We start from the raw sequence: 24,298 nt of genomic DNA, 5'->3' as shown, positions 1-24,298 counted from the left end.
CTCTTTCGTCGTTCTCGCGATCAGGACTTGATCGGCGTGAGCGAGCCGTGTCCACCGCCCGGCACGACGATGCTCGCGCAGGTGCCACCCTGAACGAACTTCCACGAGTTGCCCTGGAAGTCCATCGTCGACGTACCCTGACAGGTCGTGCCGGGACCGGCGGCGCAGTCGTTTTGCCCCTTCAGCGCGACCCCGAAGCACTTTTCCTTGTGAGCGGCGACGGCGGCACTCACTTCTTCCTTCGTGAGCGGCGCGGCATGAGCGACTGAAGCCAGCAGGCTGGCAACGGCACCTGCGAGCAGAGCGGAACTAACAGTGGTCTTGGCGGACATGGACGTTCTCCAGTAATTGAGATGAGAGGTACCCATTGCGGATACACCAGCTAATTCGCGCGAGGCTGGACGCCGGTTACACCGATCGATTTTTTTTGCGTGGCATTTCGAAGGGAGAGGGGGCAGGACGCTCGCAAGCGCTGCAAAGCGCTTTCCCGAGCAAAAAAAGCACTTCCGGCTGTAACCGGAATGCCCAATCGAACGAACTAGCGCCCGATGTCGTTCGCGGCGGCAAAACTTCTACGCGGGACCGCTACGACTACTGTCCAAGTATGGAGAGCGCCTCATGCACGGGCGCGAGGGAGACGGCGACGATTCCGCCGAGCGGCGTATTCATTTCCAGGATCAGAAAAATGGCGATGGAGGTGGATATCGCGCCCATAAAGAACGTGATGACGACCGTCGTGTTGGGTGAGGTGAACAGCCCAAACGAGCCGAAGATGATGCACAGCCACAACACGAGCGTTAGCAGTAGCGGCATCGGGGTCGAGCCTGCCGCCTGCAGCAGCGCAAGCTCGCGCATCGCCAGCACTTCGCCCGCGATCTGGATGGCGCGCGCCTGCAGCCGGCGTTGCGTTTCGCTGTTCGGCGACAGTTCCGCCAGCCGGCGTTGAATATATTCCCCGCGTTTAAGTTCCTCGGGGCTACGCATGCTTGCCAGCTGACCCGGATCGCCGGAGCTGATCTTCTGGAGGCCTGTGGCGACGCTCTGCTTCAGCAAGGCCCGGATCTCCTGCGTGTCTGGACCATATTGGGCCAGTGTGCGATCGAGCAGAATGATCTCGGTGGCGTCGCGTACGACCGCGGCGTTCGCGGCATCGAATGAGTTTTTCGCCGACGAGATCAGCAGCCCGAGCACCAATGCGGCCATGGTGGCTATCAATCCAATCGTCAGCTTAATGACGCTGACCGATTCGTCGCTGAGATGGTGCGCCGGCAGCATGGTGTGCAGATACAGGCCGAGCAAGGCGCTACTCAACACGCATGCAAACACAATGACCGCAATGCCGAGATGGTGCATTATTCGATTCTCCGTTTTTGCGTGCAGGCGCGGTTGTCTTCGCCGGATGCTGAACGACTCTTTTCTATTACACGCCATGTAATTGGCGAGGCTGCGGCGCATCACTACGCTTTGCTTGTCGTGTCATCGCCTCTTGATGCATGCGCCCAACTCCCAAGGAAATATCATGGCTAACTTCCCCGTATATACACTCGAAACGGCACCGGAAGGTTCGAAACCGGCCTTTCGAGGTCTTGCTGAAGCGTTCGGTATGGTTCCCAACATTGCAGGCGCAATTGCCGGTTCGCCGAAGCTGATCAACGGCCTGACCGGCGTGTTTCAGCAGGTCCACGGCGGCAATTTTACGGAGGCACAGGTTCAGACCCTGTTGCTCACGAATGCCGTCACCAATGGCAGCACCTGGGCCGTCGCCTTCCACACCTTCCTCGGACTCAAGGAAGGGCTCAGCGAAGCCGATGTGAATGCCATTCGCGCCGGCCGTCTGCCGGCCGACGAGAAGCTCGCGGCGCTTTCGCATCTCGCACGCACGTTGATCGACAAGCGTGGCGGTCTCGACGATCAGGACGTCGCGTCCTTCACGGCCGCCGGTTTCGCCCCGGCTCTGGTGCTGGACGTCATCCTGGTTGTCGCTGCGTCGACGATGACGAACTATACCGGCAGCGTCGCCAACCCGCCGCTCGAGGAGATGTTCCAGCAATACGCCTGGCAGGCCTAAGCACGCACTATGTGCTGATGTACCCAGTGAGGGGGCGGCAGTCGACGGTCCGCCTCCTCGCTGGTCACCCTTGACGTTCTGCGTTTTCTAAGGAGACGGCTATGACTGTTCCTCTGCACGTTCACCTGAAGATCGGCGGGATTATTTTCCCGGACATGGACCAGTGCGACTTCACCGGACCTTTCGAAGCGCTGGCGCGAGTGCCCAATTCGTCGTTCATCACGCTCTGGAAGGACAAGAACCCGGTTCGCGATCTGGCTGGCATGCAGCTGCTCGCCGACACCACGTTCGAAGAGGCGCCGCAGCTCGATGTCCTCCTCGTGCCGGGCGGACACGGCCAGGCGGCGTTGATGCACGACGAAATCGTTCTGTCGTTCATCCGCAATCAGGCAGCGGGCGCGCGCTACGTCTATTCGGTTTGTACCGGCGCGCTGCTCTGCGGTGCGGCTGGCCTGCTGCATGGCAAGCATGCCACGACGCACTGGACGGCAATGGACGTCCTCCCGCTCTATGGCGCGATTCCCAGTGGCGAGCGTGTGGTGATCGACGGGCAACTGATCAGCGCGGGTGGCGTGACGTCGGGAATCGATGGCTCCTTGATCGTGGTCTCGCTGCTGCGGGGAGAGACGGTCGCCCAGGAACTGCAACTGTATATGGCCTATGACCCGAAGCCACCATTCCAGTCCGGTTCCCCGGAAACGGCACCGGCGCACATCCTGGCAACGGTGACCGAACGGGCGCAAGCCATTACCGAAAGGCGGATATCTACAGGACGCGCCTACCAGGACGATGCAGGAAAGCGCACAGCGTCTGGAATCTGAGGCAGGCGCGGAATAGTCTTCGTCCGCAAGGTGTTCTATTGACGCAAAGTAGATTCGCGTAGCAAAGCAAACCATCGAAAACCTTGGTATCTCTGCGAAAGGAAACGAGACAATGGAAACGCAATCGAGCACCTTGACGTCTGAAAGCGGGAATGCATCCGCCGCTTCTCCGCAAAAGCTGCTTCAGTTGGCCATGGGTTTCTGGGCCTCGAAGGCGCTGCTATCCGCGGTCGAGCTCGACCTGTTCACCGTTCTGGGCAGAGGCCCGCGCACAGCAACACAACTGATGGAGCAACTGCAGTTGCATCCGCGATCGGCATACGACTTTCTCGATGCTCTGGTTGCGCTGGGGGTCCTGGATCGAGACGACGGCCTATACCGCAATACCGCTGAGGCCGGCGCATTTCTCGACAGAACCAAGCCGGGTTGTATCGCCGGATTGCTGGGCATGGCTAACAACCGCCTATACCCCTTCTGGGGTTCGCTGACCGAAGCACTGCGCACGGGGCTGCCGCAGAACGAAGCAAAACAGGGCGGTGACCCGTTCGAGGCAATCTATCGTGACGAACGGGGGCTCCGTGAGTTTCTGGGCGCAATGACGGGTGTCAGCCTGGAACTGGCAAAGGAGATTGCGCAAAAATTTCCCTGGCAGAACTATCGCTCGGTCGTCGACGTCGGCACCGCGCAGGGTGCTCTGGTGGCGGAGATCGCACGTGCACACGAGCATCTTGCGGGAATTGGGTTCGATCTGCCCGCGGTCGCTCCCGTATTCAACGACTACATCGCGGCGAACGCGCTGCAGGAGCGAATCCACTTTCATCCGGGCGACTTCTTCAAGGACGCCATGCCTTCAGCCGACGTCATGGTGATGGGACACATTCTCCACGACTGGAATCTCGAACAGAAGCGCGAACTGCTCGCGAGGAGTTATCAGGCGTTGCCCGCCGGCGGATGTCTGATCGTCTACGACGCGATGATCGACGACGGGCGCAGGCACAATGCGTTTGGCTTGCTGATGAGTCTGAACATGCTGATCGAGACGCCCGGCGGTTTCGACTATACCGCCGGGCAGTGCCGTGAATGGATGACCGAGGCGGGCTTTCGGGAGATTAGAGCCGAACCGCTGGGCGGGCAAAACTCGATGCTTATTGGCGTCCGCTAGCGGTCAAGATGCGACAGCATGGGCGGCAGGTAACGTGTGCCCGCGGTCTGGTGCTCAGCCAGGAAACCGCGGATGCGATCCAGATCCGCTGGCGTCAGACGAACTGAAGCTGCGTTCACGTTTTCCTCGAGGTATTGGCGCCGTTTGGTGCCGGGGATCGGCACCAGATCGTCACCTTGCTTGAGCAGCCAGGCAAGCGCGAGCTGGCCCGGTGTCACGGACTTCTCGTCGGCAAGGGTCCTGACGAAATCTGCGAGCTTGACGTTCGTATCGAAGTTGCTGCCCTGTAGGCGCGGATCATTGGCTGCCCGCCAGTCGTCGGCGGGAAGCTCCTCCGCCCGCCTGGCGTTGCCGGTCAGGAAGCCCCGGCCAAGCGGACTGTAGGGTACAAAGCCGATACCCAGTTCGCGCAGGGCCGGCAACACCTTGTCTTCGACGCCGCGCTCGAACAGCGAATACTCGCTTTGCACGGCCGAGACGGGTTGCACGGCATGGGCGCGCCGGATGGTATCGACGCTCGCTTCCGACAAGCCGAAATAGCGAACCTTGCCTGCGGCGATCGCGTCCTTGACCGCGCCTGCCACGTCCTCGATCGGTACGGCGGGATCCACGCGGTGCTGATAGAGCAGATCGATGTGATCGGTCTGCAACCGGACCAGCGACGCGTCGATCACCTCCTTGATATGCTCGGGGCGGCTGTCGAGACCGCGTACCCCGTTGTCGAACCTGAAGCCGAATTTCGTTGCGATCGTCACCGCGTGACGACGTCCTTTTAGCGCGCGTCCGAGCAGTTCTTCATTGGCGAAAGGACCATAGATCTCTGCGGTATCGAGGAATGTGCAACCCAGTTCGACCGCCCGATGAATCGTGGCGATCGACTCTGCGTCATCGGGCGTGCCGTACGCGTAGGACATCCCCATGCACCCGAGCCCAATCTCCGAAACGACGAGTCCTTCACGTCCAAGCTTGCGCGTGTTCAGCATATTGCCCTCCTGTGATGGCTAGCTACCTAGAATGGCACACGCGTCGAAGACGTGTTAGCACAATACTCTCGATTGCTTGCACGATTCTTCGACGCCTGTTCAACCTGAACCAGATGCTGGTCCTGCGGGCGATGGTGGACCATCGAGGTAACGTCATGGGGCAAGTGAAAAAGCACTCAATTCGGAAGTACGGGTCAGCAGCGCATGGTGATCGAGATACAACACGTAATCCGACTTGATGACCTTTTTAACGCTTGGCGCATACCAGTAAGTTTCGGTGAACGGCGCATCGTACAAGCGATCAAGCTGCCTGGCGTTCACCCCATGGCTGACGATCTTGTAGGCGTCAAATGAACCAGCGGGTACCTGTACCCGCTCGAATGCAACGATCTCATCGTGGCCACTGACGTCAATGGTTCCGAACGTGAAACGCCGGACATGATGAAAGTCCCAGTTTTTTCCCACAGTCATTGGGAAACTCAGGGTTCCGTTGCTAGGTTCATACGTTGTTCCGTTGCCGTCCCGCGTCAGGTTGCCCTGATTGTCGTAGTGGATTTCCTTTGGGGGGCCGCCGTTCCACGAGGACGACATCGTCGTCTGCGTCTCTGTTACCGCGACTACCGTCATAACAAGAGGGGTCCCGGGCCTGGAGTCGGTTCGCCCCCATATAAAGGTCCACGTATCACCGACCTTGTAGCTCGGCGCGTCAGCCGTGGGTGTGCCGGGCTTACTTGCTGGCTCCTGCGCTGCGGACGGATTTGTCAGGCAGCCGAGCAATAATGCGGCATAGGACGAGTGTCTCGCAAGCAATGACAGGTATGGTGTCGCGCTTTGGACTTTCATGAGCAAGCTCCCGACTGCGATGTCACACGAAGACCTGACGTCGTGAGTTCGAAATTCTTTTCAATATTGTTCTATGCTGCCAGCGTGGACGAAGTGTTGCTAGCGACCAGCCACGCTGCTGCATGGCCAGCTAGTAATCGCCCATCTATTACGACGCCGGGCGCGCTCAGCGTTTTCTCGACATTGCCTGGCGCGAGCGCAGGTTTCAGTTTCTCTTTTGCCGCTGACGTGCGCAGAAGCACGAAGCGGGCGGGTGAACAGTTCACAGAGGTTGGCCCCCATTTCAGATGCTCGTAACGCGCGCGCAACTGTTCGTCGCTGACGGGACGGTCGAGCCAACCGTTCTGGCTGCGTGCCTGCGTAAAAACGAGGTTCGTGATGGGAGAGTGGGGCATTTGAATTTTTCCGGTTGCCGATACATTTTCGAGCGAGTACTTGTTCAGCCGACAGTTGCCTGCCGCAGCACGAAGTCATATTCGAGTGCGAAGAAATCCGTTTCGCAGATGTCCGCACGATGAAACGGACCGAGCACCGTCTGTTCCGATTCGCCGTTGTGGCCACGGTGGTTCATCTGTGTAACGAGTGTCGAAAGCAGTGAAGGCCAACGTGTTGGCCTCGGACCATCCCCAATTTTTTTCGCAGTTTGTTAAGTATATCTAACGGAGATAGAGAGTCGTGGACATGTGCGTCAATGTTCGACAGGTTTTCCTGCTTCAGAAAAAATGAGAGGCAACGATGCTATGCAATACGTCTATACGTTCCTTCGTTGACTTCCGCCAGGAGAAACTGGTTTCTTACTTAATCGCTTTTAGCTCGTTTGCCCCGACTAACCTGATAGGTTAGCGAGTTTGGCCCGTTGCTCCATCGGCATCGGTATTTCTGGGGCGCGTATTCCCTGGCAAGGGTTGGGGGGCGTTGACCGCCGCTGTCCGCATTGTCGAGCGGAAGGGCCGTCTAAACGTCTGCCCGGCGATGTGTACAAATGTCTTTGCTGCGGATTCAACCCGCTGATGCATCGGCAGGGCTGGACAGGGGTGCGCGAGTGTCGACCAGGCTAGATGAGGCGACGCGACGGGGGCGGGCAAACCATCGTGGCGGCCCCGGGTTGGAGTCAGGCGACGACAGCTCGTCTTCCCTTCGATAAGCGGCGTTGTCGCAGCAATCCCATGCTTAAATTGCAGCCGCTGATCTGCGCGATTCCCACGCAGGCGTCCGGACTTCCTATGTTGTCTTTGAGAAATGAAGGGGGGCGACATTACACCGCACTTTCAGTTTTTCATGTCTGTTTTCCGCGCTCCACGCCGGTTCTTCGGGGTTTTTTGCTGACTTTTCAATCTCTTTTGTTCCGCACCTTTCAGCTTCCCAGCGGCATTTCTCAGCCAGTCCATATAAGATGCATTGAAAATGAATGTATTGGCGAGAGCAATCATGACCGTCTTTCGAATCGAAGAACCCACCCCCACCGCTCGCGGTGGTTTCGCGCTGTGGGCGCTCGGCTTCCGGCCCTTCTACCTTGGCGGTGCGCTCTTTGGCGGCGCGGCGCTGCTGGCCTGGATGGCCGCGTATGCCGGCCATCCGTTGCCGGGTCTCAGTTCGTACCTGCCGGGCATGTTCTGGCACGCGCACGAGATGATATTCGGCTTCGGCGCAGCGGTCGTGGCGGGTTTCTTGCTGACCGCCGTGCGCGCGTGGACGTCGGTCACGCCGGCGCAGGGCAAGTCGCTGGCTGCGCTATGGCTCCTGTGGCTCGCGGGGCGCATCACCGTTGCCTACGCACCGTCTGGCGTCGCCGCCGTGGTCGACAGCCTCTTTCTCCCCGCATGCGCGCTCGTGCTGCTGCGCGTGCTCATCGGCGCAAAGAACAGCCACAACATCTTCTTGCCGGTCGCGCTCGGCATGCTCGCCGCGCTGAACGTGGCGTTCCATCTTTCGATGCTGGCCGGCCGCGCGGACTGGGCGCTGCACAGCGCGTATCTCGCCGTGGGCATGCTGGTGCTGTTCATCACGATCATCGGCGGACGCGTCATCCCGTCGTTCACGGCCAACGCCGTGCCTGGCTACACGGCGCAGCGCTGGAATGCGGTCGAGCGCGCGGTGATGCCGCTCAGCGCACTGGCGTTCGTGCTCGATGCCGCACTCGGCTCCGGTGTGCTCGTCGCGATCGCCGCGCTCGCGGCGGCGTGCGCACAAGGCGCACGGATCTGGGGTTGGCGTTCGTGGCGAGTCGGCATCCGGCCGATCCTGACCATCCTGCACATCGCCTATGCCTGGATACCCGTCGGCTTCGTGCTGCTCGCGTTGGCCGCATTGGGGCTCGTCGCGCATACGCTCGCCATTCACGCGTTCACGGTGGGCGCTATCGGTTGCGCGATCATGGCGATGATCACACGCACGGCGCGCGGACATACGGGCCGCAAGCTGGTGGCGGGCGGCTTCGATATCGCCTGTTATGTGTTGCTCGTGGTCGCCGCGCTGATTCGCGTGGTGGGACCCTGGCTCGCGCCGCAGTGGCTCACGTTCTGGATCGAAGCGTCAGGCGCGTGCTGGGTCGTTGCGTTCGCGGCCTACTGCTATCGCTACGCCGGATGGCTCATTGCACCGCGTGTCGATGGTAAGGAGGGCTGACCCATCGGCCTTGCACACGGCGGATCGCGCGAGTATGTTGACTGGCGAGGGCTGGACGCGCGAGACGCCTTGGGCCCGCCGATGAAGGAGGGTGTGCAATGCATCACTCTGTTCAGATCGCAGGCGTGGCCTGTCTCGTCTTTGTAACCTCCGTGCAGGCTCAAACGTCAGCTTCCACGCCGCCAGCGGCTGCTGTGCCCGAGCGCATGCCTTACGACATTCCTTACGGTTCGCCTATCGGGCTCGATGCGGCGAAGCATCTGCTTGCGCTTGCTGAAGCCGAGGCGCGCAGGCACGACTGGAAAATGAACATCGCCGTGGTCGATCCGCATGGCGATCTCGTTGCCTTCGAGCGCATGGATGGCGCGCAGTACGCCTCTGTCGAGGTCTCGCAGAACAAGGCGCGCACGTCCGCGCGCTTTCGCCGCGAGACCCGCGTTTTCTATAACCAGTTCGAGAGCGGTCATGCCTACGTTGCCACGCTCGTGCCGGGCCTCGTCGCTTCACCCGGCGGCTTTCCGCTGGTCGAGGACGGCAAGGTGATCGGTGCGATCGGCTGCAGCGGCGGCACGGGCGATCAGGATGCCGTAACGTGCAAGGCTGCGGCTTCCACCGTGAAGTGAACGCGGGAGGCGCCGTAGCTTCCTCAGTCAATGCGGCGAGCCGTATCCCTGCACCTTCAGCAGATGCTCGCGCATGCAACGCGCGGCGGTTTCGCCGTCGCGGGCGAGAATCGCGTCGACGATGAACTGGTGCTGCTGCGCGAAATGATGGCGCGTGGCTTGATCCGTGGTCTTTTCACGCTGGGTTGGCTTGACCCGCATGCCGTTGATCACTTCCATGAGGGCAATGATCGCGGGATTGCGCGAGGCCTGGGCGATCAGAAGGTGAAAGCGCTGGTCCCATAGTTGCCACTCCTCATCGGTTTTCGCCGTCGCGTTTCTTTTTGCGCACTTCTCCAGTTCGTTCAGATCCTCGGGCGTGGCCTTGGCGGCGGCAAGCCCGGCTAACGCCGGCTCGAACATGAGGCGCATCTCCGCAATGTCGGCCGGGCTCGTACGCGAGCGCAGGCCGCGCAGCGTGGGCGCGAACTGCAGGGGCCGCGCGCCCAGATAAGTGCCACGCCCCACGCCGCGCCAGATCCGGCCCGACGCCTCCAGCGAGGCAAGCGCCGCGCGCAGTTCGCGGCGGCTCACGCCGAGGTCCTCGGCGAGCTTGCGTTCGGGAGGCAGCGCGTCGCCGTCTTTCAAGCGGTGTTGTGCGATGTAGGCAAGCAGGTGGTCGAGCGCGGATCTTTCCATGGTGTCGTGTGAACCAATATGAATTGGTTCGATTCTAGCAGCCGGGCGGTGACGCGCAACCGCACGGTCTCCAGAATGGACAAAACCGTAGGATTTGGTCGAGATTTCAGGGTTAACACCGGGTGCGGCCAAAAATCTTCCTTCGTAAGCTGATCGTGAAAGGTTTTGGAACCAATCATGAATGGTTCGTCCACCAGTCGAACCTTTCGCACAGGGAGTGGAAGATGTCGTTTACAACGCGTCCGGAGCTGATCGGGACCTTCGGGATGGTGGCGTCCACGCATTGGCTCGCCAGCGCGTCGGCGATGGCGGTGCTCGAGAAGGGTGGCAACGCGTTCGACGCGGCGGCAGCGGCCGGTTTCGTGCTGCAGATCGTCGAGCCGCATCTCAACGGTCCCGGCGGCGAGTTGCCCGTCGTGTTCTACAGCGCGCGGGAAGACCGCGTGCGCGTGCTGTGCGGCCAGGGGGTGACGCCGGCGGCCATGACGATCGAACGCATGCGCGCGCTCGGGCTCGAAGTTGTGCCGGGCACCGGCCTGCTGCCCGCCGTGGTGCCCGGCGCATTCGGCGCCTGGATGACGATGCTGCGCGACTACGGGCAACTGCCGCTCGAAGACGTGCTGAGCTACGCGATCGGCTATGCAGAGAATGGCTATCCGGTGCTGCCGCGCATGTGCGCGTCGATTCTCGCGATCAAGGACTTCTTCCTCAGCGAATGGACGACCTCCGCCGGGCAATGGCTGCGCAACGGCGACGCCCCCGCCCCGAACGCGCTGTTCGCCAATCCCGCCATTGCCGCCACGTACCGCCGCATCCTGCTGGAGGCGAGCGCGAAAAGCGACCGCGCCGAGCAGTGCGAACTCGCGCGCACGGCGTTCTACCGCGGCTTTGTGGCCGACGCGATCGACCAGTATTTCCGCTCGACCGACGTGCTCGACACCTCGGGGCTTCGCAATCGCGGCCTGCTCAACGCGGACGATCTCGCGCGCTGGGAGCCCACCTACGAGGAAGCGCTCTCATACGACTACGCGGGCCTGCGGGTGCACAAGACAGGACCGTGGGGCCAGGGGCCGATGTTCCTGCAACAGCTCGCGCTGCTCAAGGGCTTCGATCTGGGTGCGATGGATCCGTTCGGTGCGGATTTCGTGCACACCGTCATCGAAACGTCGAAGCTCGCGTTCGCCGACCGCGACGTGTTTTATGGCGACCCGCGCTTTGCCGACGTGCCGATGGATACGCTGCTGAGCGACGCGTACAACGACGCGCGCCGCCGTCTTGTCGATCCGCACAAGGCCTCGTTCGAATTCCGTCCCGGTCCGCTGCTCGACAGCGAAGCGCGCGCGGCGCGCATCCTCGCCAACGCGGGGCGCCAGCAGCCGGGCGGCTTCGGGCAGGGCGAACCGACGTTCGCGCCGCTGCCCGAATTGCGCGGCGATACCGTTCATCTCGACGTGGTCGATCGCTGGGGCAACATGGTGTCGGCCACGCCATCGGGCGGCTGGCTGCAGGCGTCGCCCGCGGTGCCCGGCCTCGGCTTCAACGTCACCACGCGCGCGCAGATGTTCTGGATGGAAGAGGGCTTGCCTTCGTCGCTCGGGCCGGGCCGGCGTCCACGCACGACACTCTCGCCTACGCTCGTCACGCGCGAGGGCAAGCCCTATGCGGCGTTCGGCACGCCGGGCGGCGACCAGCAGGATCAATGGTCGATGCAGCTGTTCCTGCGGCACGTGCATGCGGGCATGAACCTGCAGGCCGCCGTGGACGCACCCTCGTTCCAGACCGCGCATTTCCCCGGCTCGTTTTATCCGCGCTCGATGCAGCTCGGCAAGATGTCGGCCGAGTCGCGCTTTCCCGAAGCCACGTTCGCCGAATTGCGCTCGCGCGGCCACGATCTCACTGTGGCCGAGCCGTGGGGGCTCGGGCGGGTGTGCGCGGTGGGCATGCGCAACGGGCTCATGCGCGGCGCGGCCACGCCGCGCCAGATGCAGGCCTATGCGATCGGCCGCTGAACACGCGCCACGCTCAACCGGAACCGACCCACCATGTCCACCGTCGCCGCCCGACTCGAAAGACTGCCGCTCGCGGGCTTCCATCGCAAACTGCTGCTGATCGGCGGTCTCGGCTATATGTTCGACGGGCTGGACTCGTCGTCGCTCGCCTTTTTGCTGCCGGTCGTGAGCAAGCTATGGCATTTGACGAGCGCCGAAACGGGACTCGTCGCCAGCAGCACGTATATCGGCTACTTTTTCGGCGCATTTCTCTCGGGCGTGCTGGCCGACGTGATTGGTCGCCGGCGCATCATGATGAGCGCGCTGGCCATCTATTGCGCGGCGTCCATGGCGAGCGCCACGGCGCACGACTGGCACACGTTTTTCGCGCTGCGCATGCTCGCGGGCTTCGGTTCGGGCGCGGAAACGGTCGTCATCGCGCCGTTCCTCGCGGAATTCGTGCCGCGGCGCTATCGCGGCATGTTCTGCGGCGCGCTCGTCGGCTTCATGTCGTTCGGATATCTAAGTTCATCGATTCTTGGCTATACCGTCGTGCGCAATTTCCCGGACGGCTGGCGCTATCTCGCGGTGCTGACTTCGCTGCCGGTGGTGATGCTGCTCTGGTGGCGCAGGACGCTGCCCGAGTCGCCGCGCTGGCTCGAAAGCCGCGGACGCTCTGCCGAAGCCGACAGCATCGTGCGGGCGATCGAGTCGCGCTACGAGCAGGAGGGCATTGCGCTGGCGCCGCTGGGCTCGGTGGGCGCGATTCCCGCCGCGGCGCAGGGCAGCGGCAGTGCGCTGCAGAACGTGCTGACGCTGTTTTCACGCCGGCTCGTGGGCACGACGGCGGTGAGCTGGCTTATGTGGTTCTCCGTGGCCTTCGCGTACTACTCGTTCTTCTCGTGGATTCCGAGCCTGCTCGTCAAGGAAGGCCTGACGCTCACGAAGAGCTTCGGCTATTCGATTGCCATCTACGGTGCGCAGATTCCCGGCTATTTCTCGGCGGCGTGGCTCAATGAGCGGATCGGCCGCAAGGGCGTCGTGGCCTCTTACATGACGCTTGGCGGGCTCGCCGCGATTGCGCTGGCTTTCTCGCATACGGGCGTGCAGATCACGGTGGCGGGCGTGTGCCTCTCGTTCTTCATGAATGGCGCGTTTGCGGGCGTCTATGCCTATACGCCGGAGGTCTTCCCGACAGCGGTACGCACGACCGGTACGGGATCTTCGTCTTCGTTCGGTCGCATCGGTTCGGTGAGCGCGCCTATTCTGGTCGGTCTCGTGTATCCCGCGTTCGGCTTTCTCGGCGTGTTCGCCATGACGACCGCCGTGCTGCTCGCGGGCGCTTGCGTCGTGTTCTTCCTCGGCATCGAAACCCGCAATCGCTCGCTCGAAGACATCGAGGCGAGCGGCGCGCAGGCGGACTTCGATGCGCACAAGCCGCTCGCGCGCGACGGGCTGCGCGGCTGAGCACACGCCATTCTCACTCTCGAGTACGTCCCATGCAAACGCCCCTTTCCCTCGCGAGCGAACCCTACGCGCTGCAACGCGAACTTGCCACGCTCGCGCGTCTTGCGCGCGTCATTCGCCAGCCCGGGCAACCGGACGCGATTTTCCGCGAAGTGTGTGCCGTCGCCGCCGAAGCCATCGGCTTTCGCCTCTTCACGATCATGGCCTATGACGCCGGGAACCAGGAGGTGGAGCGCATGTTCACGAATATGCCCGACGTCTACCCGCCGGGCGGGCGCAAGCGAAAAAGCGGCACGCCCTGGGCACAGCGAATTCTTTCGGATCTCGAACCGTTTCGCGCCACGACGCCAGACGGCCTGCGCGAAGCCTTCGACGATCACGCGGTAATGACGGCGATGGGGCTCGGCTCGATTCTGAACATACCGGTTGCCTACAACGGCCGTTGTGTCGGGACGATGAACCTTACGCACGTGGAGGGCTGGTACACCGCGCAACACGAGGCAACGGGCCTGCTGCTCGGCGCGTTTCTCGCGCCTGCGCTCGTCGCGCACGGCATGTCTTGCGCAGCCCATTCGAGCCCCTGATCGCAGGACCCATGTTGATGAAGACAACGACATCCGCAGGAAACGCCAATCGCTGGCTGCTCGTCTTCGCGCTCGGCTATCTCGCGCTGCTGGTCGACGGTGCGGACGTCATGATGTACGGCCTCACACTCTCGCGAATCAAGAGCGAATTCGGCTTGACCAATGTCGAGGCGGGCGCGCTCGGCAGCTTGACGCTGCTCGGCATGGCGATTGGCGGAATTCTCGGCGGCTGGGCGAGCGACTCGTTCGGGCGCGTGCGTGTGGTGGTCTGGGCGATGATGCTGTTCTCGGTGGGCGCGGGGCTGCTCGGTTTCACGCACAGCTTCCTGGAATTCGCGGTCGTGCGCTTCGTCAGCTCGATGGGCATTGGCTGCATGGTGCTGGTGAGCACGCTCGTGGCCGAATACGTGCCCATGGCGCGGCGCTCGCTGATACTCGGCATGCTGCAAACGGCGATTTCCGCAGGCTATATCACCGTGATCGCGCTCAGCACCTGGATCCTGCCGTACTACGGCTGGCGTATGCTGTTTTATGTGGCGGCGGCGCCCGTACTGCTCGCAGTGGCGATTCACTTCTTCGTGGCCGAGCCGCCGAGCTGGCGCATGAGCGAGGCCGCGGCTCGCCCGAGCGGCCGCCGCTGGCACGGCAACCGCTACGCATTGATTTTCGCGGACCGCGAAGCGCGCAGGATGTTCATCTTCTGGTCGCTCGCTTCCGTGTTTGCGCTTTCGGGGTTCTATGGGTTGAACAACTGGTTACCCACGTATCTGGAAAGCGAACTGCATATCAAATTCGGCTCGATGACGGGGTACATGACCGCGACATGGGTCGTGGCGTTCATCGGCAAGATCGTGGCGGGCTGGCTGGGCGACCGCTGGAGCCGGCGCGGCGTGTATGTGGTGGGCTGTATCGGTGCGGCCGTCTTTCTTCCCATGATCGTGCTGTTCCACACCCGCGAGAACATTGCGTGGCTGATGCTCGTGTTCGGCTTTCTCTATGGCGTGCCGCTGGGCACGATCGGCACGTTCATGTCGGAGAGCTTCGAAACGCGCATTCGCGGCACGGCGGTGGGCGGTTCGTATAACGTGGGGCGCTTTTGTTCTGGCGCGGCGCCCGTCGTGATCGGCTATATCGCGACGCAGTTTTCGATCGGCATGGGCTTTCTTTTGGTCGGCGCGGTGTTTTTCCTGAGCGGCGTGATGGCGCTGTTCATTCCGGACCGCCTGCACGATACGAGCGAAGTCGATCCGGCGCAGGCGAGCGGGGAGGCGCGGCAGGGGGCTTTGGCGGCGGCGACTGGCAGGGGGTAACGCGTAGCGGGGCGACGCCTCCTGAACAGCATCTCGCCGCAGTCACTGCGGAACGCTTTCGTAAGCTGCTTTGCGAGGTGCCTGAAAACGAGGCCGGCGTTTTCGGCTAACCGAATCGCCTCTGCGGGCCATGCGGTTGATGTGCCCTATTCCAGCACCGGCCTGAAAAAACTCCGTTCGTAACTCACGATACAACGCGTATCGGCGGCATAGCGGAATGCGGTCTGGCATTCGGCGTCTTTCATCGAATCGGCGCGGTAGGTTTCATAGGCCGCGAGGCTCGGAAACGAAAAGAGCGCGAGCGCGATATTGTTGGCGCCCTCGGAAGGCAGGAAGTAGCCGTGATGCTTGCCGCCAAACTTTTCCACGAGCGGAATCCACATTTTGGCGTACGTTTCGAATTCTACGAGCTGGTATGGATCGATGACGTAACGCAGATAGCAGGTAATCATGGGGTCTTTCTTTTGGTTGTTGAAGTAAGGGCTTGGGCCGTGCTTCAAAGGGCAGCTTACGCCTGCGCCATCTCCAGAAGCTTCGCCACGGTATTCATGTTGCGCGCGGTTCCGGCCTTCGCCGCAGCGATCTTGAGCTTCGAGCGCCCGATACCGTCCTTGTAGAACACAAAGATCTCGCGCTCGCCCAGGCGGAATTCTTCCGCCTGCTGGCCGCTCACGTTGTCGAACGCGTCCGCGGGCGGCGGCGAGTCGAGAAAGATCGCGACAGTGCGATCCGGTGCGGCAGCGGGAAACGGGTTGCCCTCCAGCACCGCGCCCAATTCGGCGGCCGTACGTACCACCACGCCAACGGGTTTGCCCGCATAAGCCTCCAGGCTCTGCTCGAGCTTCTTTTTCACCGATGCTTCGGCCAGCCGGCTCTCGAACACCACGTTGCCACTCGCGATATAGGTGCGCACTTGCGTGAACCCGAGCGCTTCGCACATGCCGCGAAGTTCGGGCATGGGGAGCTTGCCGGTTCCGCCGACATTCACGGCACGTAGCAGGGCGATATAGACGGGCATGGGATCGATCGGGAAGCCAGGAGCTAGTCAGGGCGCCGCAAAGCGGTTGCGGCGAGGCCTTCGTTTGCCACGATGGCAGGGCGCCTGCGCGCGTTGATCGTCACGAAGGCCGCCATCAGCACCATGAAGGCGGCGAGCAGCAAGGCGCTGTTGACGAGCACGTGTGCATAGCCGAGTTGAGCGACGTCGATGAACGGATAGGGGTAGAAGTCCGTCTCGCTGCCGCGCCAGAAGGTGATGGCAAGGTAGCCAAGCGGGTAGAGGAGCCAGGCGAAGCGGTCGCGAGCAGTAAGGCTGAAGCGTGGCACGAACAGCAGCCAATACGCCGCGCATAGCAGCGGGATCAGGCTGTGCAGGCTCTCGTTGAGCAGCGCGCGGTAACCGTGCGGCGTCCAGAGATGCCGCAGCAACAGATTGTAAGCAATGCCAACGAACACGATATACACCGTGACTGCGCTCACTGCGCCCGGAGCGCGGAGCAGGCGTGCCGGCCACGTGCGCACGCGCAGCGCGATGCAGGTGAAGGTGAGCGCGACGAGCAGCACCGTGAGATTGGTCAGGTAGGCCGACAGCCTGCCGATGGCCTCGAACGTGTCGAAGCCGCGCAGCACCATGCGCTCGATCGTCATGTCGGTTTGCGCGGCGAGCGCTCCCCACGCGAGCAGCGCGATGACACCCGCCAACGCGGTGGCGTAGGGACTCGGCGGCTGCGCCGCGGCGGTAGGCGGCGCGGCAGCCGCGTGTGCGGATAGCGGTTGTTCGGGCATGCAGCGATGGTAGCGCACAAAGATCATGCGCGCCTGAAGCGGCTTTTTCCCGGCGCCAGGCTATTTGCCGTCGGCGCGTTCCGCAGCGAAAACTAGATACAGACGCACGAGATCGCGCAGCTCGGCCATCAGCACGGCGCGCGCCGATGGCTCTTCGTCGGCGATGCTGGCGACGCCCTTGAGCATGTGAATCAGCACGATCGCCATGACTTTTGCCCTGGGCGGCCTGAGATGCGCGATCGCGCGGCTCAGGATGTCGGCAACGCCGCCGCGCATCGCTTCGCGAAAGTGCTTGCGGTGGTCGTCGCTGCCGCTGCGGGCGTCGACGAGTGCAACGGCAAAGCTGCGCTGCGATTGCAACAGCAGCACGAAATCGACGAGCGCGTCGGCAACGGCCTCGAGTGTCATCTCCGGAACCTGTCGCTCCAGCTCGGCGAGTCCGTTCTTTGCCTGCTGGGCGTAACGCAGCAACAGCGCTTCGGCCAGCGCCTCCTTGGTCGGAAAGAAGCGGTACAGCGAGCCGATTGCCGTCGATGAGCGCGCCGCAATTTCGGTCATGGTGGCGGCGTCGTAACCCTTCTCCGTGAACACGGCGACGGCGGCGTCCATGATCGCGGCCACGCGCTGGCGGCCCCTTTCGCGTTTGGGCTCGGTAGGGCGCGCGGTTTCCGCAGCAGGCGTGGTGGACGTCATGGCGATATCTTCAAATGCGAGGATATGAGAGGAATACCTCGCATATTAGCATGCGGGACGCCTTTCACGGCGAGGCGCCAGAACGCACGGAAACAAATGGATGCGCGCCAGCTGCTTGCCGATGAATTGACTTATGCGAGGATACTCTCTACCATGATTTGCGAGGTTATCCTCGCATTTCGGCGCGGCGATCGCCGCCGCTGCCGCCATCACGCTTACCTTTCCCGTTTGAACGTTCGAGGTTACGACATGCCGTACGTGTGGCTCTTTTTCGCTGGCGCGTTCTTTTGCAACGCGATCCCGCATCTGGCTTCCGGCCTGCAGGGGCTGCCTTTTCCTACGCCCTTCGCCCGTCCGCGAGGGCGGGGCGACTCGTCGCCCATCGTGAACGTGGTTTGGGGCTTCGTGAATATCGCGATCGCAATCGCGCTGGGCACTGGGCGTCTTCAGCAGCCTGCAACGCGCGAGGACGTCGTGGCGCTGCTGGCGGGCGGGCTCATCATGGGGCTTTTTCTTGCGTTCCATTTCGGCGCGGTTCAGCGGGAAAAGCGCGCCGATTGAGGTCGAAGCAGGCCGCGGCAAGATCGCGCAAAAAAACAGTTGCACAGCTTAGGGGAAAACCCTATACTTAACCCGTCTCCTCCATGTCTCCTCTTGATATGGATTCAGCCCGCTCTCTCAGCGGGCTTTTTCTTTTCTGGCGCCGGTTTGCTCAGGCCGCCAGCCATCCTCGCCAGTCATTCCTTTACGAACACAAAGTCGCATTTGCGTGTGGTCGTGCGCGAGCCGCTGCCTGAGGTCGCGTCGAACTGCGCGCTGACTTCATACGAATAGGGCGCTCGATTGTCGGCGTGGGGCGATGTGGCAGTCAGACCCTGGGCGACGAGCGTGGCAGACCCGTCGGGTTCGAGCTTGCCGTCCAGCGTGAGCCAGCCACTGGCGTCCCGTTCGCCGTGTTCTCCGTGCAGGACGTTTTGCTGGATTTCGGCGGGGAATTGATACCGGTAGCCCGGTGTGTCGCCGGCGCCCTTGGGGCACGTGAGCGTCACGTTCCAGTCGCCATCGAAGGTGCCTGCGGCGTGCGCCGTGGGTGTTCCAGCAAGGGTCGCGCAGACAGCGATGCAGTGCACGGCCAACGTTAATTTACCTACCCGCATTGCGGCTCCCGGTGTCGAGTCATCTGACACTATTGTGGCCGCAATTGGCGTGCCGGTATGGACGCCGTCGCACAGTGCGTTTCGCGGCAGCACGGCGCCTGGCTCGTGCCTTTTGTCAGCCTGGCTGCGACATGGTTGTGCAACTAACTGTCAAGCCCGACCACGGCAGTCGAATTTGGCCAGCGCGACCGCAAAGGAGTCCAGCCATCGACGCGAATAAAACCGGTCTCCAGGGCATGCGGCGCAGATGCCCGAGCGCACGCGCCGGGTCTGTTTCAGGCCACTACTGCCCCGCGGCCACCCTTATCGCCGCGCGAGATTGCGCTTGAGCGCTGCGCAGCCCGCATCCGTGAGCGGCTCGACCATCTGGATCCGCTCATCGGGCTTGAAGTCGCTGATCCAGACCACGCGGCAACGTTGGGGCGAATCGGGTGAATCCGGCATCACCTGAAGCGTCGCGTGATGATGCTCGAAGCGTCCGCCGCACACGGTGTAGGCGAGGCGCATGTGGGCGTCGTCGACGCCGATCACGCGTTCCTCGATCACGGTGCCGTCGGCGAACGTCACCCATCGCACGTCGTTTTCCATGCGCGCGTCGGTCAACACGCCGGCGAACACACGGTCGACGTTGGCGGGGTCGCGCAGCGCGGCCCAGACGTCTTGCGCCGAGGCTTCAACGGGGATGTCCCGGTAGACGGTAGCCATCGCACTTGTCTCCTTCGTTTTGTGTGACGAGTGCATCGTGCGCGCGCAACGCACGGCGGTCCTGGGAAATCTTGACGTCGTTTGCGAGGGCAGCGGCTGCGACTCGTGCCGCCTCAATGCGCGTGCCGATGGTGCACGTCGGGGTAGTGCGCGTGGCTATGCGTGATCGGCGCGTGACGGTGCGCATGCGCGTGCGGCTCCGAGCCGTCCCACGCGAAATCGTGCTCGTGCTGATGGTGTTCGTCGTGCCGGTGCGCGTGGGTGTGCTCGAGCGGCTCGTGCGTGTGCGTGTGGTCGTGACGTTCGCGCACGTGCAGCCACACGCCAAACGCCATCAATGCGAGCGCGAGCCAGAAAGCGAGCGCCGGGCGCTCCGGCCACAGCAGCAGTGAAAGCGCCACGCCGAACAGCGGCGCCACGGAGAAGTAGGCGCCGGTGCGCGCCGTGCCGAGATGGCGCAGCGAGACGACGAAGAGCACGAGGCTCACGCCATAGCCCGCGAAACCCACGGCCATGGCGCCGCCGACCGCCGGCCACGCAGGCCAGTGCGCGCCCGCCGCGAGCGCAATGGCGATATTCACCGGCCCGGCCACGAGCCCCTTGGTGCACGCCACGACCATCGCGTCATTGGTCGAGACCTTGCGCGTGAGGTTGTTGTCGATGGCCCAGCACAGGCACGCGAGCGCGACGAGCAGCGCGCCGGGCGCGATGCCGGACACGGCGCCGGCATGCGCGCCGGGCCACGAGAGCAGCACGCCGCCCGCCACGATCGCCAGCATGCCTAGCGCGATCTGCGCATCGAAGTTTTCCCGAAAGCAGACCCATGCGATGAGCGCCGTCAGCACGCCTTCAAGGTTCAGCAGCAGCGCGCTCGTGGCGGCGGGCGTAGTGTTCAGGCCGAGCATGAGCAGGGCGGGCGCCGCCACGCCGCCCGCGGCGATCGCACCGGCAAGCCACGGCAATTCGGCCATGCGCAGCGGGTCGTGCGTGGGCTGTTGCGCGGCGGCCGAGTCGCGGCGCGCCGGGAGGCGGCGCAACAGCAGCACGGCCGCGAGCCCCGAGCCGCTGCCGAGATAGAAGAGCCCCGCGAGCATGAACGGCGAGACGCTGCCGAGCAACGCCTTGGCGAGCGGTGTGGTGATGCCGAACAGCGCGGCCGCAAGCAGCGCCGTGAAGATGGTATGCCGATGGGACTTCATAGCAGGCTGGAAGCGGAAAGAGGACTAAAAAAGCGGAGCAGAAGCACGATGGGCGCGCGAGCGGGCTGCGTGCCGGTTTGGTCTGGGAACTATAAATCTTTAACTTGGGCAGGGGGGCAGATTCGGCCAGATTCTGAGTCTTCTCGCGCACCGGGTGAAGCGCGCTGGCCGTGCCCCGTCCCCATCTCTCCGGATGAGAGAAAACCCTGGATCTAAAAACATAGCGGAACGCGCGTCTACTGGTATGATGACATCATGACGGCATAAGTGATGAGTATTGCAAAGCAGTCGAGACCGTCAGCTGGTTGTAGTCAGACAAAGGCGTTTAACCAGACAGGAGACAGCATCATGAAGGCACCCAGGCGTTGGCTTGCGTCGACGTTGATGTCATTTGCGGTTCTCGGCACGGCGGGGGCCGCGCAAGCGGCCAGTCTCATCGCCATCATCACCCCCTCTCACGACAATCCCTTCTTCAAGGCGGAAGCCGACACGGCGAACGCGCGCGCCAGGGCGCTTGGCTACGACACCATCGTGCTGGTGCACGACGACGACGCCAACAAGCAATCGCAGCTCATCGACACCGCCATCGCCCGCGGGGCGAAGGCGATCATTCTCGACAACGCCGGTTCGGAGGCGTCCATCGCCGCAGTCCAGAAGGCCAAGGACGCGAAAATTCCCGCGTTTCTGATCGACCGGGAAATCAACGCGACCGGTATCGCCATTTCGCAAATCGTTTCGAACAACTACCAGGGTGCGCAGCTCGGCGCGCGCGCCTTCGTCAAGGCGATGGGCGAGAAAGGCAACTACGTGGAACTCGTCGGCCGCGAGGCGGATATCAACGCGGGCATCCGCTCGAAGGGCTATCACGATGTGATCGACCAGTTTTCGAACATGAAGATGGTCGAGCACCAGTCGGCGAACTGGAGTCAGACTGAAGCCTATACGGTGATGGAATCGATCCTGCAGAGCCACCCCGACATCAAGGGCGTGATAGCCGGCAACGACACCATGGCCATGGGCGCGTCAGCCGCGCTGAAGGCTGCGAAACGCAACGACATCATCGTGGTGGGTTTCGATGGCAGCAACGACGTGCGCGACGCGATCAAGCGCGGCGACATCCGCGCGACGGTGCTGCAGCCCGCGGCAGAGGCGGCCACGGACGCCGTCGATCAGGCCGACAAGTATCTGAAGACCGGCGCGACGGGCAAGCCCGAAAAGCAGCTCATCAACTGCTCGCTCATCACGAAGACGAACGCCAGCAAGCTCGACATGTTCGCGTTGCGTTAAGGCGCGCATCGGCAGCACAAGCATTGCACGAGCGGAGCGCGGCGCGCTCCGCAACGACATCCGTAACCACATGGGGTTATGCATGGGAGTGCTTCGGTACGCGGTCATTGCCGTTGTGGCGAGCGGCGCGCTGCACGGCTGCAAGCTCGTGAAAAACAGCGACCTGCAGGGCTCGGGTGGATCGCACGACAACTATGCGTCGGCGGGCTACGACCCGAACGCCATGGTGGCGTCGATGTGGAGTACGAAGATCGTGCCCGACATCGAGAAGCGCGCAGTGGACTATCGCACGCTGCGCGACGCGATCAAGGCGGACCCCGACGCCGCCGGCCACAAGTACGGCTACCGCGGCAAGGACGATGGCGCGCCGTGGAATTTTCCGACCACGCTGCACGGCACCATCGTGGACGTGGACACGCAGTCGAGCCAGGGCACCGTGGGCGTGGACGTCGACGGCAGCGGGCAGGCGAGCGTGATCGTCGACATCGGGCCGACGGTGCTCGGCACCACGCTGCGCGATTCGCTCGATTTCATTTCATTCAGCAATTTCCGCAACCAGATCGAGTATGCGCAGTTTGGCACGGCGCTCAATGCGTACGCGGCGAATCACGTCATGAAGCCGCTGCCGCGCAACGATCTGAAAGGCAAGCCGATTACCGTAACGGGGTCGTTCTCGTACGACTCGTCGAGCGACCAGCCGGAGATCGTGCCGCTCGCGGTCACGGTCGGGGGCAAGTCATGACCGATGCCTGCAATGCGGACGTGATCCTCCAGGTCGAGGACGTCACCAAGGTCTATCCCGGCACGGTTGCACTGAAGGGCGTGAACTTCTCGGTGCGGCGTGGCGCAGTCAATGTCCTTGTGGGCGAGAACGGCGCGGGAAAATCCACGCTCATGAAAATCATCGCGGGCGCGGAGCAGCCGACCAGCGGGAGTCTGGTTCTGGACGGCAAGCCTGTCGCACCGGGCAGCAGTGCAGAGGCACTGCGCCACGGCATCGGCATCGTCTTTCAGGAACTCAACCTCTTTCCGAACCTCACGATCGCCGAGAACATCTTCATCGCGCACGAAATCACGCGCGTCGGCATCGATATCGACGCCGACGCGCAGCGCGAGAAAGTGCGCGAGTTGCTCGCGCGGCTCGAACTCGATTTGAGCCCTGACACGCTGGTCGAGGATCTGCGCATCGGGCAGCAGCAGCTCGTGGAGATCGCGAAGGCACTCGCCCACGATGCGCGCGTGCTGATTCTCGACGAACCCACCTCGGCGCTCAGCGCGGCGGAAGTGGCCGTGCTGTTTCGCGTGATTGCGGAGCTGAAAGCGCAGGGCGTGTCGATCGTCTACATCTCGCACCGGCTCGAAGAACTGGTCAGGATCGGCGATTACATCACGGTGCTGCGCGACGGCCTCATCACGGGCCATCAACCGATGGCGCAGATCGACGTGCCGTGGATCGTGCGGCAAATGGTGGGCCGCGAAACGAAGGACTTTTCGCGCCCCGTCGGCCACTCTCGCGGTGCCGAAGTGCTGACGCTGCGGGACGTCACGCTGCCGCGCAAGGGCAGTGGCCTGCTCGTGGATCACGTCTCGCTGTCGCTGCACGCGGGCGAGATCGTCGGCATCTACGGACTGATGGGGGCGGGGCGCTCCGAGCTGTTCGAATGCATTCTGGGCGTGCATCCTCACGCAACCGGCAGCGTAGTGCTGAACGGCAAGGCGCTCGACGGCAAGCCGATCGCGGGGCGCGTCGCGCAGGGGCTCGCGCTCATTCCCGAGGACCGCAAGGCCGACGCGCTGCTGCCCATCATGTCGATTGGCGAGAACATGACGCTCTCGAGTCTCGCGGCCCATGCGCGAGGTTTTCACATCGATCCGCGGCGCGAGCAGCGCTCGGTGCTCGACTACATTCGCGACCTCGCGATCAAGGTCGCCGACTGGCGGCTGCCGGTCAGCTCGCTCTCCGGCGGCAACCAGCAGAAAGTCGTGATCGCCCGTGCGCTGATGACCACGCCGAAAGTCCTGCTGATGGACGAGCCCAGCCGCGGCATCGACGTGGGCGCGAAGGCGGACATTTTCAAGGTCATGCGCGACCTGGCCGGCCGGGGACTGGGCGTGCTGTTCGTGACGTCCGATCTGGAAGAGGTGATGGCCTTGTCCGACCGCATTCTCGTGATGTCGAACGGCCGTGTCACCGCTGAATTCGATGCCGCCGACGCTACGCAGGACGCGCTCGTCGCCGCCTCCGCAGTCGGGCACAGGACGGCGCATGCCGCCCATGCGGCGCACGAACAGGCGGCTTGAGCAAGCGCGTTCAACGGTT

Annotated in this window: 27 protein-coding genes; 13 read left to right on the top strand and 14 right to left on the bottom strand. The window is 62.9% G+C overall.

Annotated elements, in window-relative coordinates:
• Positions 1–20 precede the first annotated feature (20 nt).
• Together A3CW_RS0121755 and A3CW_RS0121750 are read right to left on the bottom strand one after the other, a co-directional pair.
• Entirely contained in the window at positions 21–332 is a 312-nt protein-coding gene (locus tag A3CW_RS0121755) for a BufA1 family periplasmic bufferin-type metallophore (RefSeq protein WP_028205456.1), read from the bottom strand.
• Between the two features lie 259 nt (positions 333–591).
• Complete coding sequence (locus A3CW_RS0121750) at positions 592–1,353, bottom strand: bestrophin-like domain (protein WP_028205455.1); 762 nt, start codon at positions 1,351–1,353, stop codon at positions 592–594.
• A 166-nt stretch (positions 1,354–1,519) separates the two neighbouring features.
• On the opposite strand from A3CW_RS0121750, the gene A3CW_RS0121745 reads away from it, so the two are divergent.
• The 3 genes from A3CW_RS0121745 (at position 1,520) to A3CW_RS0121735 (ending at position 4,051) form a co-directional block, all read left to right on the top strand.
• Positions 1,520–2,068, top strand: a complete 549-nt coding sequence (locus A3CW_RS0121745; protein WP_028205454.1) for a carboxymuconolactone decarboxylase family protein — start codon at positions 1,520–1,522, stop codon at positions 2,066–2,068.
• Positions 2,069–2,169: 101 nt separating this feature from the next.
• Positions 2,170–2,889 carry a DJ-1/PfpI family protein gene (locus A3CW_RS0121740; RefSeq protein WP_028205453.1) on the top strand — a complete coding sequence of 240 codons (720 nt, stop codon included), beginning with the start codon at positions 2,170–2,172 and terminating at the stop codon, positions 2,887–2,889.
• A 112-nt stretch (positions 2,890–3,001) separates the two neighbouring features.
• Complete coding sequence (locus tag A3CW_RS0121735; RefSeq protein ID WP_028205452.1) at positions 3,002–4,051, top strand: methyltransferase; 1,050 nt, start codon at positions 3,002–3,004, stop codon at positions 4,049–4,051.
• Here A3CW_RS0121735 and A3CW_RS0121730 read toward each other — a convergent pair.
• The 4 genes from A3CW_RS0121730 to A3CW_RS53370 form a co-directional block, all read right to left on the bottom strand.
• A complete protein-coding gene (locus tag A3CW_RS0121730; protein ID WP_028205451.1) occupies positions 4,048–5,034 on the bottom strand; it encodes an aldo/keto reductase in 987 nt (328 codons plus the stop codon). The genes A3CW_RS0121735 and A3CW_RS0121730 overlap by 4 nt on opposite strands.
• A 153-nt stretch (positions 5,035–5,187) precedes the next feature.
• The gene (locus A3CW_RS0121725; protein ID WP_154678000.1) at positions 5,188–5,877 is read right to left on the bottom strand and encodes a hypothetical protein; all 690 of its coding nucleotides are present in this window, start codon (positions 5,875–5,877) and stop codon (positions 5,188–5,190) included.
• A 439-nt stretch (positions 5,878–6,316) separates the two neighbouring features.
• Complete coding sequence (locus A3CW_RS54330) at positions 6,317–6,448, bottom strand: hypothetical protein (RefSeq protein ID WP_281175139.1); 132 nt, start codon at positions 6,446–6,448, stop codon at positions 6,317–6,319.
• Between the two features lie 697 nt (positions 6,449–7,145).
• Complete coding sequence (locus tag A3CW_RS53370; protein WP_169739111.1) at positions 7,146–7,307, bottom strand: hypothetical protein; 162 nt, start codon at positions 7,305–7,307, stop codon at positions 7,146–7,148.
• Between A3CW_RS53370 and A3CW_RS0121715 the strand changes: the two genes are divergently transcribed.
• Complete coding sequence (locus tag A3CW_RS0121715; RefSeq protein WP_035513490.1) at positions 7,306–8,502, top strand: NnrS family protein; 1,197 nt, start codon at positions 7,306–7,308, stop codon at positions 8,500–8,502. The genes A3CW_RS53370 and A3CW_RS0121715 overlap by 2 nt on opposite strands.
• A 98-nt stretch (positions 8,503–8,600) precedes the next feature.
• The gene (locus A3CW_RS0121710) at positions 8,601–9,125 is read left to right on the top strand and encodes a GlcG/HbpS family heme-binding protein (RefSeq protein ID WP_035513488.1); all 525 of its coding nucleotides are present in this window, start codon (positions 8,601–8,603) and stop codon (positions 9,123–9,125) included.
• A 27-nt stretch (positions 9,126–9,152) separates the two neighbouring features.
• Here the strand turns inward: A3CW_RS0121710 and A3CW_RS0121705 are convergent, their stop codons facing one another.
• A complete protein-coding gene (locus tag A3CW_RS0121705; RefSeq protein ID WP_028205447.1) occupies positions 9,153–9,803 on the bottom strand; it encodes a FadR/GntR family transcriptional regulator in 651 nt (216 codons plus the stop codon).
• Positions 9,804–10,027: 224 nt separating this feature from the next.
• On the opposite strand from A3CW_RS0121705, the gene A3CW_RS0121700 reads away from it, so the two are divergent.
• From A3CW_RS0121700 to A3CW_RS47115, 4 genes are read left to right on the top strand one after another with little or no spacing between them, the layout of a single operon-like run.
• Complete coding sequence (locus tag A3CW_RS0121700; protein WP_028205446.1) at positions 10,028–11,812, top strand: gamma-glutamyltransferase family protein; 1,785 nt, start codon at positions 10,028–10,030, stop codon at positions 11,810–11,812.
• A 33-nt stretch (positions 11,813–11,845) separates the two neighbouring features.
• On the top strand, positions 11,846–13,258 hold the full coding sequence (locus A3CW_RS0121695; RefSeq protein WP_028205445.1) for an MFS transporter: 1,413 nt from the start codon (positions 11,846–11,848) through the stop codon (positions 13,256–13,258).
• Positions 13,259–13,290: 32 nt separating this feature from the next.
• Complete coding sequence (locus A3CW_RS0121690; protein WP_028205444.1) at positions 13,291–13,842, top strand: GAF domain-containing protein; 552 nt, start codon at positions 13,291–13,293, stop codon at positions 13,840–13,842.
• Positions 13,843–13,859: 17 nt separating this feature from the next.
• Positions 13,860–15,152, top strand: a complete 1,293-nt coding sequence (locus A3CW_RS47115) for an MFS transporter (protein ID WP_245623709.1) — start codon at positions 13,860–13,862, stop codon at positions 15,150–15,152.
• 146 nt (positions 15,153–15,298) lie between these two features.
• On the opposite strand, the gene A3CW_RS0121680 is transcribed toward A3CW_RS47115, so the two are convergent.
• From A3CW_RS0121680 to A3CW_RS0121665, 4 genes are read right to left on the bottom strand one after another with little or no spacing between them, the layout of a single operon-like run.
• Positions 15,299–15,604 carry an NIPSNAP family protein gene (locus A3CW_RS0121680; protein WP_028205443.1) on the bottom strand — a complete coding sequence of 102 codons (306 nt, stop codon included), beginning with the start codon at positions 15,602–15,604 and terminating at the stop codon, positions 15,299–15,301.
• A 56-nt stretch (positions 15,605–15,660) separates the two neighbouring features.
• Positions 15,661–16,170, bottom strand: a complete 510-nt coding sequence (locus tag A3CW_RS0121675) for a DUF1697 domain-containing protein (RefSeq protein ID WP_028205442.1) — start codon at positions 16,168–16,170, stop codon at positions 15,661–15,663.
• Between the two features lie 23 nt (positions 16,171–16,193).
• Positions 16,194–16,937 carry a Pr6Pr family membrane protein gene (locus tag A3CW_RS47110; RefSeq protein WP_169739113.1) on the bottom strand — a complete coding sequence of 248 codons (744 nt, stop codon included), beginning with the start codon at positions 16,935–16,937 and terminating at the stop codon, positions 16,194–16,196.
• 60 nt (positions 16,938–16,997) lie between these two features.
• Positions 16,998–17,630 carry a TetR/AcrR family transcriptional regulator gene (locus A3CW_RS0121665; RefSeq protein WP_028205441.1) on the bottom strand — a complete coding sequence of 211 codons (633 nt, stop codon included), beginning with the start codon at positions 17,628–17,630 and terminating at the stop codon, positions 16,998–17,000.
• A 96-nt stretch (positions 17,631–17,726) separates the two neighbouring features.
• Between A3CW_RS0121665 and A3CW_RS0121660 the strand changes: the two genes are divergently transcribed.
• Positions 17,727–18,191 (top strand): hypothetical protein, encoded by a 465-nt coding sequence (locus tag A3CW_RS0121660; RefSeq protein ID WP_322787962.1) that lies wholly within the window; start codon positions 17,727–17,729, stop codon positions 18,189–18,191.
• Between the two features lie 176 nt (positions 18,192–18,367).
• On the opposite strand, the gene A3CW_RS0121655 is transcribed toward A3CW_RS0121660, so the two are convergent.
• The 3 genes from A3CW_RS0121655 to A3CW_RS0121645 form a co-directional block, all read right to left on the bottom strand.
• Positions 18,368–18,766 carry a hypothetical protein gene (locus tag A3CW_RS0121655; protein ID WP_028205439.1) on the bottom strand — a complete coding sequence of 133 codons (399 nt, stop codon included), beginning with the start codon at positions 18,764–18,766 and terminating at the stop codon, positions 18,368–18,370.
• A gap of 324 nt (positions 18,767–19,090) precedes the next feature.
• Positions 19,091–19,492 carry an SRPBCC family protein gene (locus A3CW_RS0121650; protein WP_028205438.1) on the bottom strand — a complete coding sequence of 134 codons (402 nt, stop codon included), beginning with the start codon at positions 19,490–19,492 and terminating at the stop codon, positions 19,091–19,093.
• 113 nt (positions 19,493–19,605) lie between these two features.
• Positions 19,606–20,691, bottom strand: coding sequence for a DMT family transporter (locus tag A3CW_RS0121645; protein ID WP_028205437.1), 1,086 nt, complete (start codon positions 20,689–20,691; stop codon positions 19,606–19,608).
• Positions 20,692–21,039: 348 nt separating this feature from the next.
• Here A3CW_RS0121645 and A3CW_RS0121640 point away from each other — a divergent pair, with 348 nt between their 5' ends.
• From A3CW_RS0121640 to A3CW_RS0121630, 3 genes are all read left to right on the top strand, one after another.
• A complete protein-coding gene (locus A3CW_RS0121640) occupies positions 21,040–21,978 on the top strand; it encodes a D-ribose ABC transporter substrate-binding protein (RefSeq protein ID WP_028205436.1) in 939 nt (312 codons plus the stop codon).
• 82 nt (positions 21,979–22,060) lie between these two features.
• The gene (locus tag A3CW_RS0121635; RefSeq protein ID WP_028205435.1) at positions 22,061–22,720 is read left to right on the top strand and encodes a DUF2291 family protein; all 660 of its coding nucleotides are present in this window, start codon (positions 22,061–22,063) and stop codon (positions 22,718–22,720) included.
• Positions 22,717–24,279: a sugar ABC transporter ATP-binding protein gene (locus A3CW_RS0121630; RefSeq protein WP_028205434.1), complete on the top strand. Its 1,563-nt coding sequence runs from the start codon at positions 22,717–22,719 to the stop codon at positions 24,277–24,279. The genes A3CW_RS0121635 and A3CW_RS0121630 overlap by 4 nt, the downstream gene beginning before the upstream one ends.
• The last annotated feature ends 19 nt before the right edge of the window (positions 24,280–24,298 follow it).

This window comes from Paraburkholderia nodosa DSM 21604, from assembly GCF_000519185.1.
Classification (GTDB): domain Bacteria; phylum Pseudomonadota; class Gammaproteobacteria; order Burkholderiales; family Burkholderiaceae; genus Paraburkholderia; species Paraburkholderia nodosa.
The sequence above is the reverse complement of the archived record's forward strand: the minus strand, read 5'-3'. Positions and strand labels throughout refer to the sequence as shown.